Raw genomic sequence first — 16,428 nt, forward strand, 5'->3', positions numbered from 1 at the left:
CCTTTTACTTTATCACTAACCATGTTATCAATTCAAAATCTTCTTGGGAAGATACTCTGTCTTTTTCAGGAATCAAGATCCCCCCCCGTCCGTTCATTAAACTTTGATTGGCCCGCTGATTAAATTTTTTCGTGGCCGAATCAGTTGACGCCCTCAACAACTCCGAATACTGACCCATTTCTTTCCCGCCATCCGTCTCCTGATTGAAAATGTCACACAGTTTATCGTAGGCTGCCGTCCGCCCCTGGCACAGCAGCCGGAACACCTCCAACACCTGCTTGGCGCTCACGTAGCTGAACTTTACCTCGCCCGTCTCATAGACATAGCTGAGGTAGTAGGGGTGGAGCGGGTTCACGCGCTCGTTGTCTGAGGGCTTGGTCTCGCCTGGTTGGGCGTCCGGCTCCCGCTGGCGGAGGCAGTAGAGTACGCCGGGCCGAATGAGTTCGTTTTCGGCGATTTTGAGCTGGCCGTAATCCGCGTGGTCGGCGTGGCGGCCCACGGGCGAGGGCACCACGGCGTACAGGCCAAGCGGGGCCAATTCAAGTTCCTTCTTGCGCGACTCAATGAAACGGGCGAGTTCCACCCGGAAATCGTCAAGGGAGAAATCGGTCAGCGACACGCCTCCCTCTTCGAGATCTTCCAGGTCGAGTACTTCATCCTGCAGACGCTTCAACTGGCGGTCGCGGAATTTGAGGTCTTGGGTGACCAAATCCTCGATCTGGCCGTTGTCCAGCAGGTTGTCCTCGCCCGTAGCGGTAATGTCCACCAGCGCCATGCGGGCTTCCACGCGGTTCTGGAGGTTGATGTACTGGTCGAGGTCGCGGGTGGGCCAGAAATTAACAAGTTGAATGGCGGCGTTGCGGCTGCCGAGGCGATCAATGCGCCCGAAGCGCTGGATGATGCGAACGGGGTTCCAGTGAATGTCGTAGTTGACGAGGTAATCGCAGTCCTGCAGGTTCTGCCCTTCGGAGATGCAGTCGGTGGCTACGAGCAGATCCAGTTCGCCGGTTTGGGGCATGCCGCGCATCAGTTCACGCTGTTTGGCGCGGGGCGAGAAGTTGGTGAGGATGGCGTTGAAATCGGTTTGCCGGGCAAACCCCTTGGGCTGGAACGTGCTGCGGTTGCCGCCCGTGCCCGTCACCAGCGCCGATTCGATGCCCAGTTCGGTTTTGGCCCAGCCGTATAGGTTGTCGTAGAGGTAGCTGGCCGTGTCGGCAAAGGCCGTAAAGACGATCACTTTGCGGTTGCCCTCGTTGAGCGGCTGCCGTACCTTATCGGCAATCAGTCCTTTGAGCGTCTGCAGTTTAGCGTCGCGTTCGGGCGTGATGACCTCGGCGTCGTGGAAGAGCGAGAGCATCCGGTCTTTGTCCTCCCTCAGGTCTTTTTGCCAGGCTTCCAGATTCAGGTGGGCCAGCTCGAACTTCCGTTTGCCGCCCACCAGGTAAGCTTCCTCGATAGCGGCTACTTCCTCATCGTCATCCTCAACGTTGAGTTCCTCGGTGTCGAGCTCCCGTTCCGAGAGCGGGTTAGCGAGGTAGTTTTTAATTTTCTGTTCCAGCTTTTCAATTTTTCCGATTGTCCGCTCCATCGATAGCTCGAACGACTGTACCGAACTTTCAAGTCGCTTGAGGAAGCCTACTTTCATCATGCCGATCAGGAAATGCTCACGGGTTTCCTGGGAAAAATTGGCCGTGCGCTGGTTTTGATAGCGCTCGACGTACTTAGCGCGGTGTTCTTCCATTAGGTACGCCGACGGGTTAAAGAGACTGAGTTTATAACCTGATATTTCGCGGTTGAGCGAATCATAGGAGCGAAAACGGTTCTGCACGTCCATGTCGGGATAGACCGACACGGGCTTGCGCCGCTCGGGGAACTTGCCGATGCGGTGCATGTCGTAGAATTTCTCGATGTGCCGCCGCGAGCGAGCGATGGTCAGTTCGTCGAGGAGTTTGAAAAAGCCGCTGTCCAGCCGCTCCAGCAGCCCGGCCACGCTGCGGTCAGGATTGCGGCGTACATCGGCCCAATCGTTGAACTGCTTCTGAGCGGCCGTGATGGTACTGGCGATGTTGCGCACCCCGGTGGTGTCGGCCAGGGCCGTATCACTGCCGCCCGTGACGAAGTAAATCTGGTTGCGCAGGTCTTTCAGCGTGTTGTTGACGGGCGTAGCCGACAGCAGCAACACCCGGGTTTCGACGCCCGCATTGATGATGTCGTCCATCAGCCGCTGGTAGCGGCTTTTGATGAGGTTTCCTTCGTCATCGTACTTACCGACGGTATTGTTGCGGAAATTATGCGATTCATCGATCACTACCAGGTCGAATGCGCCCCAGTTGAACGAATCGAGCGCGATGCCGTTGGCCCCGGATACGCCACCTTTTCGTCCCAAGTCAGTATGGTACAGTACAGTGTAATTGAAACGATCACGCTGGAATGGATTGAGCGACGAATTCTGGCTGGCTTGATACACCGTCCAGTTTTCGCTCAGTTTTTTCGGGCAAAGCACCAACACCCGGTCGTTGAGCAGCTCGAAGTACTTTATGACCGCCAGCGCCTCGAAGGTTTTGCCCAGCCCCACGCTGTCGGCCAAAACGCAACCGCCGTGTTTGAGAAGCTTATTGATGACGCCTTTTACTCCGTCTTGCTGAAATAAATAGAGTTTTCCCCACACCTCACTCTGAAAAAAGCCCGTCCGCTCATTGAGCAGCCCGCCTTTTCCCTGCTCTTCCAGGTAATTCTGGAAAACATGATAGAGGGTTTTGAGGTACACGAACTCGGGGTCAGTTTCGCGGTAGAGCATTTTAAGGTACTTCATCACCTCCTCCTTGACATCCCGTACCAGCCCGGTATCGTCGTTCCACAATTCATCGAACCAGGCCTTCAAGTCGCGCTTGTCGCGATCACTATCTACAACCATGTTCAGCTCGATGTTTGGCTGGTTGCCGAAGCCCAGGCCATTTGCGGTGAAATTGGAACTGCCGGAAATGGCGTGGCGGACGCCGCTGGCGTTTTGGACGTGGTACATCTTACCGTGCAGGAAATTGGGTTTCACCATCGAGCGGATTTCCACTTTTTCCTGAATCCAGTCGTAGCATTCACGAGCTACGGCTTTCTGGTTTAGTTTATTACGAATACTCAACGCGTCCTTTTCGATTCGATAAATCTTTGGCTCTTTATCACGGTCGAGGATGAAATTGGGTTCACCAAACAGAAACCTTAGATGGTCAATTTGTTTTAATCGGCTCTTGAGATGGTGATATGCATAAATGGTGAAGTAAGCCGAAACGATCGATAAGTCGGCGTATGGTTCGATATGTTCAGCCAAAAAATCTCCCACCGAGCCGCGAGTCCCGCCTTTGCGGTTATCCCTAATCAAAGACGTATCGATTGCTGTTTGGATTTGGGCCATAAGGATAGGATGTCAACAGATTTTTAGGATTTCAGCAATTTTGGAAAAATACAATTAAATGCCCTATTCCCCTAAAAATGCCATGAAATTCTCTGGAAGCATCACCTTAGCTAGATGTTAGGCTTCTAAGAGTGAAGTGAAAAACATTTCTTGGGATATCAGATCTCTGAATAATTTTTAGACAAGAGAGATGCTGCTCTTCGCTTAAATGATTGTAGGTATTAACGGGCAACTAATATATTTGGAAAATATCCACAGTATAAAAGTGATAACTATCTAATGTTTAGATGATTATATAAAGTCAATCGTGTCGATTGCCTGGTTTTGTGCATCATTTGGTGAGTCTGTGGATATCTGCATTGAGGATGTTTAGGAGACGAGGGGTCAGATCGGACTAAATAATGTTTAATCTATAATTTAGGTTTGCAATGATTTCAACTTATGATCGGTAATGAAAACCAATACTGGATATGTTTTGATGAAAAAATTACTATTTGAAGATTTCACTTTCAACGGCTATAAAGACCTTCTTAGCTACAACTGTTTCGTCTTTTAGTTCGCTGATGATCTTCTCACTCAGCCACATGGTCAATTACACATCATAGCCCAGGCTGTAATACTCGGCGAAAAGCTTAATTTGCTCATGGGTAGCGCGTCGTTCATTCCGTTCAATATTGCTAAGCAATCCGACATCAATATCAAGCGATGCCGCTGCCTTCTGTAGAAGCAATTGACGGAATTCTCGGGTTTTTCGTACAGTATTCCTTAGGTAATGTTGCATCATTTTAAGCTTTTGTCGGTCTTGACGAGATAAGTCAAAAATGTTGAAAGCCGAATAAAAAGTCATCTGGCGGTAGCTTTTATAGTAAATCGCAATATCAATTAGAGGATTTTGCTTCTGCTTTTGTAAGTCAGAAGCTGCGTGGCGGAGCTGGAAGGAATCCCGAATTTAGCAGAATGAAGGACTTAGCTTAGCCTTGATAAATGTTACTGACAACAAGTATGCCCATGTAATACACCATTTATGATGTCAGCACAAACTGGCAGCTATTCATAACCACTCCAACACCATTGCAATCTATCCAGAACGGGCTTAACATGGAAAGCTTATAGTTGCAGATAGGTTGTATGACATGCATTAAGTACGAGAATGCAGAACTTTCGCATGATTTCAGCAACTGAATCTCATAGCTATCCTCTATATCATAACAGTATTCTGAGCTAACTTGAAGAAAAGATTGATTGCAATCAATAAATTGAAGTGCTCCACATGCATCTTTCTTTCAAAACAGAATATAGACTCCTGAATTGAATATCACTTGCTTGTATAAGTAACTATTATCTTGAATTTGTATAAAGATATGACTTTAAAGCGTCTGTGAGGGGTTTCTGGGAGGACTCGACGCTTAGATAAACCTATTAGAGAAAGGCGGTGCCTTTCGTTTTTTTGAGTACCATTCCTGTTCCAACTGACGAGCAGATTAGAGTCGGCAGAAATCTTCTTCTGTTATATCTATAAATGGACAGATAGTACTACTATGCCAAAAGGAAGGAGGCAAAGCCTGGCTACTATTTAAATTTGACACCATTCAGTTGGTGTTAAATTTGGCCATTTGTATACAATTGCATATAAAAAATCCGCTAAATCGTATGATTTAGCGGGTTTTGTGGGCGCTGAGGGATTCGAACCCCGATCTTCTCAAGAACCAGAATGTCCTCGAAACTCAGCGCTCGCCTTTTGCGATCTTTGAGCCACTTTTGGGCGAGTTAGTATCCGCCGACGTGAAATTCCCAAGCCGTTGGCGCTATACAGGAGCGTTGCCTTAAAACGATCCGTCTAAGTGTAACATTTTAAGACCGATCAGTGCCCTAGTTTGCTACTTCATTGATCCGATGCCAAAGCAGACATACTTGCACCACCGAAAATTCTCCAATCTTGGGTACCCGAAATTCATCCGCTTTGAATCGGCAGGCTATGCTAGCGTAGTTTTGCTCTCTTATTATCCGACTCTTATTATCGGATGACGAATTTAGAATATCGCCTGGCAGCTACCGATGTCTCCTTGCCGTTGGTTCAACGACATGCTGAGGAGTAACACTGAATAAATTTGGAATTCAGAAAAAGCGGGCTTTTAAAGGCTATTACTGATACCCAAGTTTTCAGGGATATTCAGAACTTGGCCCTTCACTAATAGCAACCTAAATGACCTAATCCTGCACCGTAGTTGCGGTTCTACCAGTAACGAACCTTGTACCAAAAAAAATATAAAAATCCCTTTCCTCGCTCAACTCATTAATTATAAGCCTTTTATAATTGGCACCAACTTGCCTGTAAGCGGTTTTCATCTCTTTCTCCCTACTTTGGAGTGTAATTCTGGTAACGAAGATGCATTACTATATATGAATGGACGATAAAATAGCATATTCCGATATACTCTCCCATATATGTGAGCGAGACTCGCTCGGTATTGAAGCTTTGTACCGACAGTACGCTAATCAGATGCGCGGTTACGCCATCTCCAAATGGGAGTTGGATGAGGATTCTGCTTGGGATGTCGTGTACCAGACCCTTGAAGCACTTGTGCTTAAGCTGCCACGCTATGAATTCAAAGATCAAGCTCACTTCGATCGCTTAGTATTTAAGTTCTTCCTCAATTTTCTAAGGCAGCATCACCGGAAGAATCGATTTGCAAGAGAGATCAAATGGGAAAGCATTACCGAAACAACAGCGGCAGAGATCGCTGACGAAGACTCTGAAGTAAACACGGAAAAGCTCATCAGTGCTATTACTGATTTTTACGATGCGGACGAGGGTGAAAGTACCAATTTGGAAAAATTGGAGGAGTGCCTCCAAATGCTGGATCCCCTCGAACGGGACTTGTTACTACTGAGAGCGCGAGGTTATAGTTACGAAGAAATGGCCCGAATGCTTAAAATAGACAACTCACACCTGAATGTCAAGCGCTTCAGAGCCGAGCAGAAACTCATCAAGTTATTCAACCAATAATCATGGAACAAGTAAAGAATCCTATAAACGAAGCCATTAGGCTGCTCGATTTTGTCTCTTCCGATGACAGACTGTACAGCCTTGCCGGAGAGTTCATGGAAACTGGTTATACGTCTGGATTCTCCTCGGAGAAGGAGCAGGAAATGATTCGACAACTGAATGCAAGCCTTCGCAACACGCTAGGTTCGGTCATTCGGGAAGCGGTCGAGGCCAAGAGCCTCACTATCTCTCAAGCCAGCCAGAAGTCTTTAGTGCCTGAAAAAATCCTCAATGGCTTGCTTGCGGACTCTGTGGCGGTTACCAATGTCCCGGTCGTGCTATTCAGAAAACTCCTCCACCTCCTGGACGTCCCGCTCTCGAAAGCAAAAGAGGCTGTGTTGTACAACACCCACATTTTTCGAACGCAGCTCTCGCTCAGCGTCGAAGCCCCGTCGCTGGCTTTCAAACGGAAGTCCGGCCGTGACCCTTTCGATTTGTCGGAAGGAAAGAGCGAGGGAATAAATCTGTTTGAGAACGAGGAGGCAGTAAAGCTTTACCTCAACAGGCTCGAAGAAATCTGGGGAAATTAAAATTATGTGTCAACTATGTCATCTACATGGTCGCTAAGCGCGATAACCGCCTTTAGGGTGTGCCAGCGGAAGTACTATTTCGGGCATGTTCTTGCTAAAAACCACCCGAGCAGCCCTATGATTGCCAAGCAGGCTTACTGGCTTAAGAAAGCCGTGAATTTGGAGATGTGGGCCGGACACGTGGTGGATAGGATTATGACCGATAAAATTGTTCCTGCCTATAAGGATGGTTTAGACCCAGATATTCAATTAACTGAAGCTCATGCGCTCGACCTCCTCAACAGACAGTGGCATTTCTCGAAAGACGGATCGTACAGAGGCACCACAGAGAGCGGCAGCGGCGATGCCTACCGTGTCCTGGATGTTCACGAAAACGGCTCTCCTTTTGAAAAGAAAGATCTGGAAGAGGTAGTGCGGAAAGTACGGGAGTCGATCCGTAACGTTGGCCAGATGAAGCTTGCGGATGGAAGTTCTCTGGTGGATCTATTGAAAGAGGCCAATTGGGTGTCCACTGACTTGAATAATCGCTGGACAAGCATTGGGGACACGAGCGTTGGCCCCCAAATTGATCTGATGTTTTGGTGCCGTTCAAGCCTGCACGTCATAGACTGGAAAGTGTCGGAAGGGAAAAACAGCGATTACAGTCGCCAACTAGGCGTAATTGGCATGGTCGTGTATCGGGCTCGGACGAAGGTATACAGGGAGAAAGCGGAAGCTGGCGAGGACACCTGGATGTACGACTTGGAAAAGCGCAAAATAGTTCTGCATGAGGTCAACTTGCTCAGTGGTTACGCCAGAGAGCATGTCTTCGACAAGTCTACTTATGGCAGTCACGTGGACTATGTGAGTAAAACCAGTAGAGATATGGAGTTTTTCCAAAAAGGACGCTCTTGGCAAGACATACCTCTGAACGAATACGCTTTTACAGAAAGCGACTATGCGTGCCAATCCTGCTCTTTCCGACATTTGTGTAATTATTTAATTGAAAATAGCCATGAAAGTTTCAACCCAGCCAACTACCGAGAATTCATTCGAGCTGCTCAACTTATCTGATTACAAGTTCGACTTCAAGCTGGTCGCAGTAGATATCAAGCGCATTGAAGGGCTGGATGGCCTCTACCATAGAGAACTGAAAAAAGCCGAACGTCAGGTGAGTTCTCGAATTAGTGGCCCGGCCTGCTTGTTCCGGGAAGGTGGAAGGCAGTACATCGCCATACCTTCCGATTCAAGCTTTGATTCTTTCTTGCTCAACTCCAAGCCCGCACCTGTGCGACTCGCACCCGGATCGGAAATACGCCAGGTCAGTTTTCTGGATTGTGACAGCCAGGAGTTTAACATAATTAGCAAGTGGCTGGATTTCTCAATCCGGCAAAAGTTGAAGCGGAAGGGCAAAATCTTTGAAGACAGCAGCGGCCGTTTTTTTGTCAAAAACCCTTCAAACAATCTAGGTAACGGAGGCGTTGACCTATTGCCGGGTTTCAAATTCAGGTTGGCACCCGATGGAAAGGAAAAATTATTTCTGGTGCTTGACAGCACTCACCGATACGTCGATAGAAACTACCTGAGTCACTATGCTAAAGAAAGGAATGTCAAATCCATTGAAAAGGATCTGTTAGGAAAGCGGCCTAACCTGAATTACGGAACGCGATTCCTTTATGAAATGGGTGACGATTGGTTTCCAATAGAAGTATTTGCCTTTTCAGACAAAACGGCTGGCAGTGAACTCATAATTGATCCGGCCACGGGGCCCAGATCAATGGTCTCATTGTATGATTATCTGCTGAGAGTGACCAAAGGGCACGCGACCTGTCTTGCGGACAAAATCAGTAAGAGCGACCCTGTGGCTTACTTCAAGTATCCAGGTAAGGAGATGGAACTCCGGTCTGTCCCGATTTCTCTGATTCGCAGAATGTACGGTCCTGGTGACCGGCAGGTGGGAAAGCTGCACAGCGCGACCATCAAGGAGACAGACAAACGATTCCAGATTATCCAAAGTGAGAATTTGGCTAAGTTTCAGAACCTAAATTTCAATGGACGCCCGCTCGAAATATCTCAATTACCCCTGGATTCAAACCTGCCAGCTTTTCCACTTAAAGACCTACAGTTCGGCGGGGGGAGAATTGTGAATGGGTTGAAGATACGGAATGGCCAGGAGATACTGAACGCCGACTACTCTTTGGATCGGAAACGCAGCCTTCTGTCTGTAGGGGTGCTAAAAAAAGACCACATAGACAGCATGCAGTGCTTGCTCGTACCCCAGGGTACCAGTTTTCCCAAAGGACTACAGTCTCGTTTTCAAAGTTTGTTTGAAGCGGAGACGAAAAAGCTGTGTCAAAACTTTCCTTCTTTCAGGAAAGTGGTTTTCTATCAAACGGATAAGGAGTCGGTAACGGATATCATCGACGGAATTGAACGAAACCTGAGCGACTCGGGGGTTTCTTCGGGCTACGCGCTTGCCATTCTGCCCAACTGGCGTGAAGACGATCCACGCATCGGTGCCTTTCACGATTTCTTGAAGTACAAATTCAAGGATAGTATCACCTTCCAGTGTGCGAGCGGGTTCAAACTCAACGGATTCTTCGAAAATAAAGGGGCTGGCAAATACGATTTTGTCGATAGTGATTCTCGTCGCAAATTCAATCCCTACCTTTTCAATCTGGCAATGGAGTACTTGAAGATAAACGAGTGCTATCCCTACGCTCTGAAAGACGCCCCCAACTATGACATGTACATTGGAATTGACGTGCATCAGCAATCACTGGCGGCTTGCTTCTTTTACGGGAAAGGCGAAGAGATAAAGATTAGACACACCCACATAGCGAGACCCCCTTCCAAGTCGAGGGCAGAAAAGCTAACAGAATCCCAAATATTCGAGCTAATCTACCCTGTTCTAAGAAGGCAGATACCCCGCTATTGCCCCACTCCGAACAGCATAGTTATCGTACGGGATGGGAAAAGCCACGAAGGGGAGTGGAGCGCACTGCTTCGTACGGTTGAAAGGCTGCATACCGAAGGCGTAATTGATAACGCTGATCTGCCATGCGCTGTGGTGGATTTGCATAAGCAGAGTCAAATTCCCCTCCGGGTTGGGAATCGCGACAGCGCTCACAGAAACCTGGGGCTACCGCTGGCTGGAACTTACCGGATAATGGGCAGGAATCAGGAGCAAGCGTTTCTGTTTCCGACAGGATACCCGTTCAAGATTCGTGGATCAGCCAAACCCCTGCACCTCACGCTGGTCGACTACCGTGGAAATATGTCCTTCGAAAAAATAATTGAAGACATTTTCGGACAATGCCTGCTGGCATTTTCAGCCCCGGATCGGTCCAACGGATTGCCAATAAGCATTAAGCTTTTGGACGACTACCTACAACCTTTCGGTTATGCTCAAGGTAGGATAGATAAAATTTTAAGCAAAGAGTTGAACAAAGCAGAAGCTTCGGAAAGTAACGTTAGAGTTAAGTTCCCGAGGCAAAATGCGTTTCACAGAAACAGAGCGGAAGTATGAGTTACGTAAACCAATTGTCAAATCAGCACCATATGTGGGCTGAAGCCGTTGAGGATTTGAATGAAGCCATCCTTACACTGAAAGAGGAATACCTTGTTTCGGACTCTCCTGAAATTTACGATCCGCTTAGGGTAAGCCGGCATTCAGAGCGCGCCCGTGACTACATTGGGATTTTGATCGGTTCTTTCCTGAAATCTGAATACCGGAAGGAAAATATCTTTGGGAAGCTGGATACGAATGTTTTGTCGGACTTGCAAAAAAAACTTTCAAATCAAGAAGGTCTTGATTTGAAAGACTTGAATGCATTGGATTTGTTTTTGTTCCTTGTGGCCGAAAAGCGGAGCGAACTTTCTCAGGAACTTAGAATGAGTCGGTTTTAATGATATTCACACTCTTGGAAGAGTTACTACCCCGGATAGAGAGGATGCGTAGTTCAATTACAATGGACAGACTTCATCCGGGAGTAAACCGTGTATTCCAATTGGAAACTGACGGATATCTCAGAGAGCTCAAGCTGGAAATAAACGGATTGCTGGGGAGCGAGAAGAGTCCGAATTCTCTGACGAATCCTAATATCTACATCAAATATCAAAGACTTTGTGAGAAGTTGAATGCTATCGAGCATGATCGTGTCCAGGTGCTGGTAAAATTTGATAACACCGGCCAGTACTTCTCAGACCTCATCAGAGATTTGACACAAAACCAATTCAAGGTCAGCATGTCGTCAATTATGGTGGCGACCATAAGGTCAAACAGAGATTATTTCTGGGCTGACGTGGGATGTAAGCTTATAGGAGTGCCTAACGGGGAAGAATGGCATCTAACTAGCTTACCTGACCTTGCTCATGAGATCGGGCATTTCGTATTTGATTTTAATTCGGACAACAATTGGATTGTCGGAAACATCTCACAGGATATTAGTGAAGTCTTTCAGAAGGAGATGATTGAAGTCGAGGATAACACAAGAAGATCCCAAGAACTGTTGGAACTCCTACCCAAGTGGATGTCACTTTGGAAAAAAACGTGGCTAATTGAGTTCACATGTGACATGCTGGCCATTTATTTCGTGGGTCCAGCCTACGCATGGACTAACCTTAAAATTGCCTCATCGGACCCGCCAAAAGATATTTATAATATTGATAAACCAACTCATCCATCCCATGAATCCCGAATGAGGGCGATAAATGAAATGCTCCGAGTAATGGAAATGGGAGATGAAGCTGATTTGATCCTGGATTCCTGGAATGGTCTACTAAGCCTCCCCATTTATACAGAGCCTAACCACTACCAACTCGTTTTTCCTGATGTGATACTTCAGCATTTAGCCTTTAATGTCTATCAGGGGTGTCAGAATTTAGGTTTTTCCCCTTATCCCGAGCAAGTTGAAAAACTCAGTTTCTCTATGTCTAAGCTGATGAACGAGGCGTGGGACGTTTTGCGTAGCGAACCTAGTAACTTTCAAACCTGGGAAAAGGAGAAAATTCTTGCTTTGCACAGCCATTTCAACTATTTCCCCTAATACGCTCGAAGTACCTGACCATGCCCGCAAACTGAGAGGAAGAATGGGTCATTCGCCCTATTTCATCCTCAGCTCTCCGGCGGGTCGCATTGCTGATTCCGGGATCCTTCAGGGTGAGCCATAATGTATCATAAATGCTGAAGACATAATATCTTAGACTGAGAAGTTCTGTCCTATTCAAACCATAGATGACCACCGAAGCCTCCACGACCGGGCGCGCCTCTTCGGTTGCGGCAGTTACGGCTACCTCCTGAAGCAAGTCATCCGCCGAGTAGGCAATGAAAGCCTCCGGATCGTGATAATACGGGTTTAACAAGAGCGCCCCCTCTTGATCGCAAACTTGCTTGAAATCGTTATAACCAAGTCCGGCCGATTCTTGTAAGGGGTCTGGATTAAGGTTGGCTGCAAAAGCGGGAATCCTTTTCCTAAAAGCCTCAGGGTCTGGCCCCCTCATCGCCAGACCCTGAATCGGAAACTTGTCCTTTTTGTGAATTTGATTACAGACCGCGCAGGAAACCAGATAATTTTCATAGCAGTAGGCAAGCCACCAGTAATCACTTTTGGGCCGATAGTGTTCGACATCTCCGTGGGCAACCGCCCGCGTGTGAGCTTCGCAGTACGCACACTTGTCTCCAGTTTCCGTAAACAACTGATCCTTGGCGTATTTCCAGCGACTCGAGTCGAATTTTCGATTGTCCTGGTGTCTGTCCAGCACATCAATCTCCTGTCTCAGCAGTTCGACATTAAATTCAATTCGCTTCGCACCCCGAAAATTCTTGTGTACCGCCCTAGGGGATCGGTCTCTTACAAGTGCGATCATTTCTTACTGCGTTTGCGCAACTCATCCCGAACTTCCTGGATTAAATCCATTTGTCCAGGTTCCATGCCCATGTTTGTCCTCCGAGTAGTTGGCAGTCTCTCCAGGGTCGCAGCCAATGTGTCCATTCTTTTCTCGTCCGAGGCGCTAACTTCGTCGGGGACGCTGATGCTTTTTCGTCTCATCATCTCCCGGTATTCACTTTTGACTTCCTGAACCCTAACAGACTCGTCGGTTGTAAGTCCAAAGGCGGAGGACATCAGCAATTGGCTTACCAGCAATTCATTCGGTTTGCCTCGGAAAGGAAGCAAGTCAAAGTCTCCGCGATCACCTTCGACGAGCGTGTACAGCTCCCCTTCCTCTGTCTGCTGCGCGGTAAAAACCGAATGGGTGGACGTCACGATTTGAAGGTTGGGGAACTTTGCCCTGACGTATCGAAGCAGGTTGCGCTGCCAGGAGGGGTGCAGGTGCAGTTCTATTTCGTCAACCAGCAGCAGCCCGTGCGTATTTAAGGGCGATCTATAGTCTCCAAAGGTATTCGTGATACGAAAAAGGAGATCGCCGACCCAGGCTAAAACGCCTTGATAGCCTTCGCTTAAAAGTGGTAAAGGCACCGTCTTCCTCCCTACTTGAAATAAAAGCATACCATCGGATTTATTTATCTTCTTAAACCGTACCCCCACCAAGAGATCATTCAGAACATCCTCAACTAGAGCAAGAGCCCTGCCATCACTTCGATAGTCCAAACTCATCACCCAAGCCGAAAGGGGGTGCAGCAAGGCATTGGCATTGAACAGCGTAGCCACGTTTTTAGCCCGGCTGTTCCGATACTGCGCCTCCACAGAGCCAGCCATCTCGTTTCCTTCGTACAGGCGTCGCGAGGCACCGTACCCTATCACGAAGTAATTCCTGTTTGAATGGGCAAGGGCACCATCAATCAGGTTCAGTGATTCAAGGTTATGGGTAATTACGTCCTTAATGGTGTCACCGCGCTTTAACTTAAGGCTTACATCACGTACTTCTTTGTCTTTCGTACTTAGCACTGCGTGGATTTCACAGATGTCCTCGCCGTAAGATATCCAATCGTCCACCCTTCCCAGCAGTTCTGCTAGTACTTCACTCCCTGACGTTACCAAGGCGATAGCCTTTAGAAAATTGCTTTTTCCTACTCCATTCTCCCCCAGAATGACAGTCGTAGCCCTGACGTTTGTCTTGTCGCTCTTAAAGGACAGACTCAGGTTGAGACCCTTGAAGTTACGAATCGTTATGTTTTTTAAAAACATGGTCTTTGCTATTACTTATGTACTCATTCTGAATGCCCGTCTCTCTAATTTTAAGGCAATATAGTGCTTTTTAAACGAGCAAGATACCTAGTATTGCGATCTCAACGACAAGTATTTATCTCGATCGTCTGTCTTCTTCTACTTAAACTGCAGAATGCAAAAGAACGAAGGTCCCAAGGTGGATCGCCAGGCAGTAGTAGTCATACATGGGATTGGGGAACAGAGACCAATGGACACGCTGCGCAGCTTCGTGAAGTGTATTCTTCCGAACGTATCCAATGCTGGAAACCCAGCCTATTTTAGCAAACCGGATGCTTTTTCTGATAACTATGAGTTGAGAAGGCTGACCGTAACTGAGAAGAAAGATAACTTCAAGACTGATTTCTACGAGTTTTACTGGGCGAATTCAATACAAGGAACCCAAGTATCGGATGTCTGGAATTGGGTTCGGAAACTGTTTTTGCGAAGACCTGGCAGCATACCCCGCAGGCTGAGATCGATTTATTTTTCATTTTGGCTAGCCGCAATCACCCTGATCGCTACTCTCGCCTCAACGGGCATAGCTATCGCTGCCATTTGGAAAGATTTCATAGACGGTAGCCTCCTGAATGTTTCACTAGGTCTGCTAGCTAGCGCCATACTGGCTGTTTTCAATGGCATTTTGGTCAATTATCTCGGCGATGCGGTGCGATACATGACGCCACTACCGAGAAATATCAATGAGCGCCAGCAGATCCGTAAAGCAGGAATTCAGCTTCTCAGAAGATTACATGAAACCGACCAGAACGGCAAAAACCGATACGACCGGGTTGTGGTGGTTGGCCACAGCCTGGGTTCTGTCATAGCCTACGACCTCCTCAACCTTTTCTGGTGCGAGCGAAACACCGGAATCCCTACGATCTCCCCGGATAAAATGGACCTGGCCGAGAGCCAAGCCACAGATTTGATGGGCGGCTCGATAAGTACCGACCAGTATCGGCAGGGACAGTTTGCATTCTGGGCGGCACAGGCTCCAAGGAAAGGGTCGTGGAGGATTTCGGACTTCATTACCCTGGGCAGCCCATTGGCCTTTGCGGAGCTGTACTTGGCTGAAAGTGAGTTGGCTTTTGACGAAAAAAAACGGCAGAGGGAGTTTTCAACTTGTCCGCCCGAAATGGAAAAGAATAATGCAGGGCAGTTTTTTTTCTCTTATCCGCTAAAAAGCGACGGACAGGTCAGAACCCTTCATCACGCTGCCCCATTTGCCTTTACCAGGTGGACGAACATTTTCTTCGCAAATGATTTTGTGGGCGGACCTATCGAGGGCTTTGGTTCTGGGGTAGAGAACACCCGCTTAGCACCGCAGAGGCTTGCTTGGTTACCTTTTTTCTCCCACACTAGATATTGGGATGAGTTGGAAACAGAGAGCCTGTCACTTATAAGAGCGCGGATGGAAATGCGTTTTGCGGAAAACCCTGATTTATAAAAGGAGTAACCTTGACGGTTCAGCCATACCACGATGCCAGATGTGAAATCACATAGCATAGATATTCAGGTAATAATCGTATGGTGTGCGAGGCTTTGATAATAAGTACATTGTCTATTTGTTTTCGACAAACCAGGTCACGATCTGGGGATTGTATCTCCCTGAAATAGCTTGACACAAATCGTGTAAAGTTATGAATACCACCAGTTTTAAATAATTTTCGAAGAAAAGCAGCCAGTATTGATAGTCGTCGAAGACAGCGGTAAGCTATTGGCAACATTCCAAATCAGTTTCATTTAACATCTGACTTATCAGGGCGGCCTGAGTGCTCAGATTGAAGAGGTGCGCGTAAACTCCACCCACCGTGGTCAGGGGCTCGGAACTGAGATCTTTCATTACGCCATCCAGGGGGGCTCATGTTTTGCAGCTAACTACTGACTACACAGACCCCGAGTCAAACGGTTTTACCAATCACTGGGATTCATAGACGCTCATGAAGGCATGAAACTTCAATTTGACCGTTGAGACAAACCGCCTATCTTTACCCACCCACTCATACAACGACCCTAGTAGGTTTGTAATCTAACGGATTTTACTTCAGAAAGGGATTGCCGAATTTACTTATTATCAAAGAAAAGAAGACTATGAAAAATGTCATTCCATATTCTGACGTTTGTCTTTACGCTCAGGAATGTGGATAGAATCCGTGTGCGAGAGCCGTGGGGAAAAATGTACCTTTGAGTAGTTTAGACCTATGTCATGCAAAGTGGCTGTAGAGAATAAACTGAGCATTTAGGTGCTTACCGTATAAATCTCGGTACGCCATAAATCCCGGTACGCCGGAGCGGCCCATT

The 16,428-nt window shown here is 47.5% G+C and carries 12 protein-coding genes; 8 read left to right on the forward strand and 4 right to left on the reverse strand.

Going from position 1 to position 16,428, the window contains the following annotated elements:
* Nucleotides 1-4: 4 nt before the first annotated feature.
* Together GBK04_RS00085 and GBK04_RS30085 are read right to left on the reverse strand one after the other, a co-directional pair.
* Nucleotides 5-3,406 carry a helicase-related protein gene (locus tag GBK04_RS00085; RefSeq protein ID WP_152755760.1) on the reverse strand — a complete coding sequence of 1,134 codons (3,402 nt, stop codon included), beginning with the start codon at nucleotides 3,404-3,406 and terminating at the stop codon, nucleotides 5-7.
* 592 nt (nucleotides 3,407-3,998) lie between these two features.
* A complete protein-coding gene (locus tag GBK04_RS30085; RefSeq protein WP_373330557.1) occupies nucleotides 3,999-4,136 on the reverse strand; it encodes a hypothetical protein in 138 nt (45 codons plus the stop codon).
* 1,674 nt (nucleotides 4,137-5,810) lie between these two features.
* Between GBK04_RS30085 and GBK04_RS00090 the strand changes: the two genes are divergently transcribed.
* From GBK04_RS00090 to GBK04_RS00115, 6 genes are all read left to right on the forward strand, one after another.
* Nucleotides 5,811-6,413 (forward strand): RNA polymerase sigma factor, encoded by a 603-nt coding sequence (locus GBK04_RS00090; protein WP_152755762.1) that lies wholly within the window; start codon nucleotides 5,811-5,813, stop codon nucleotides 6,411-6,413.
* A 2-nt stretch (nucleotides 6,414-6,415) separates the two neighbouring features.
* Nucleotides 6,416-6,982, forward strand: a complete 567-nt coding sequence (locus GBK04_RS00095) for a hypothetical protein (RefSeq protein WP_152755764.1) — start codon at nucleotides 6,416-6,418, stop codon at nucleotides 6,980-6,982.
* A gap of 15 nt (nucleotides 6,983-6,997) precedes the next feature.
* Nucleotides 6,998-8,035, forward strand: coding sequence for a PD-(D/E)XK nuclease family protein (locus GBK04_RS00100; protein ID WP_152755766.1), 1,038 nt, complete (start codon nucleotides 6,998-7,000; stop codon nucleotides 8,033-8,035).
* Entirely contained in the window at nucleotides 7,977-10,490 is a 2,514-nt protein-coding gene (locus GBK04_RS00105; RefSeq protein ID WP_152755768.1) for an argonaute/piwi family protein, read from the forward strand. Before GBK04_RS00100 ends, GBK04_RS00105 begins: the two co-directional genes overlap by 59 nt.
* Nucleotides 10,487-10,870, forward strand: coding sequence for a hypothetical protein (locus tag GBK04_RS00110; protein ID WP_152755770.1), 384 nt, complete (start codon nucleotides 10,487-10,489; stop codon nucleotides 10,868-10,870). Before GBK04_RS00105 ends, GBK04_RS00110 begins: the two co-directional genes overlap by 4 nt.
* Before the next feature lie 101 nt (nucleotides 10,871-10,971).
* A complete protein-coding gene (locus GBK04_RS00115) occupies nucleotides 10,972-12,009 on the forward strand; it encodes a hypothetical protein (protein ID WP_152755772.1) in 1,038 nt (345 codons plus the stop codon).
* Here the strand turns inward: GBK04_RS00115 and GBK04_RS00120 are convergent.
* Both GBK04_RS00120 and GBK04_RS00125 read right to left on the reverse strand, forming a co-directional pair.
* Complete coding sequence (locus GBK04_RS00120; RefSeq protein WP_152755774.1) at nucleotides 11,993-12,829, reverse strand: HNH endonuclease; 837 nt, start codon at nucleotides 12,827-12,829, stop codon at nucleotides 11,993-11,995. The genes GBK04_RS00115 and GBK04_RS00120 overlap by 17 nt on opposite strands.
* Nucleotides 12,826-14,109: an AAA family ATPase gene (locus GBK04_RS00125; RefSeq protein ID WP_152755776.1), complete on the reverse strand. Its 1,284-nt coding sequence runs from the start codon at nucleotides 14,107-14,109 to the stop codon at nucleotides 12,826-12,828. Before GBK04_RS00125 ends, GBK04_RS00120 begins: the two co-directional genes overlap by 4 nt.
* A gap of 154 nt (nucleotides 14,110-14,263) precedes the next feature.
* On the opposite strand from GBK04_RS00125, the gene GBK04_RS00130 reads away from it, so the two are divergent.
* Together GBK04_RS00130 and GBK04_RS30090 are read left to right on the forward strand one after the other, a co-directional pair.
* Nucleotides 14,264-15,574, forward strand: a complete 1,311-nt coding sequence (locus GBK04_RS00130; RefSeq protein WP_152755778.1) for a hypothetical protein — start codon at nucleotides 14,264-14,266, stop codon at nucleotides 15,572-15,574.
* Nucleotides 15,575-15,907: 333 nt separating this feature from the next.
* Nucleotides 15,908-16,012, forward strand: a complete 105-nt coding sequence (locus GBK04_RS30090) for a hypothetical protein (RefSeq protein WP_373330586.1) — start codon at nucleotides 15,908-15,910, stop codon at nucleotides 16,010-16,012.
* Nucleotides 16,013-16,428: the final 416 nt, after the last annotated feature.

Source organism: Salmonirosea aquatica (assembly GCF_009296315.1).
Classification (GTDB): Bacteria; Bacteroidota; Bacteroidia; order Cytophagales; family Spirosomataceae; genus Salmonirosea; species Salmonirosea aquatica.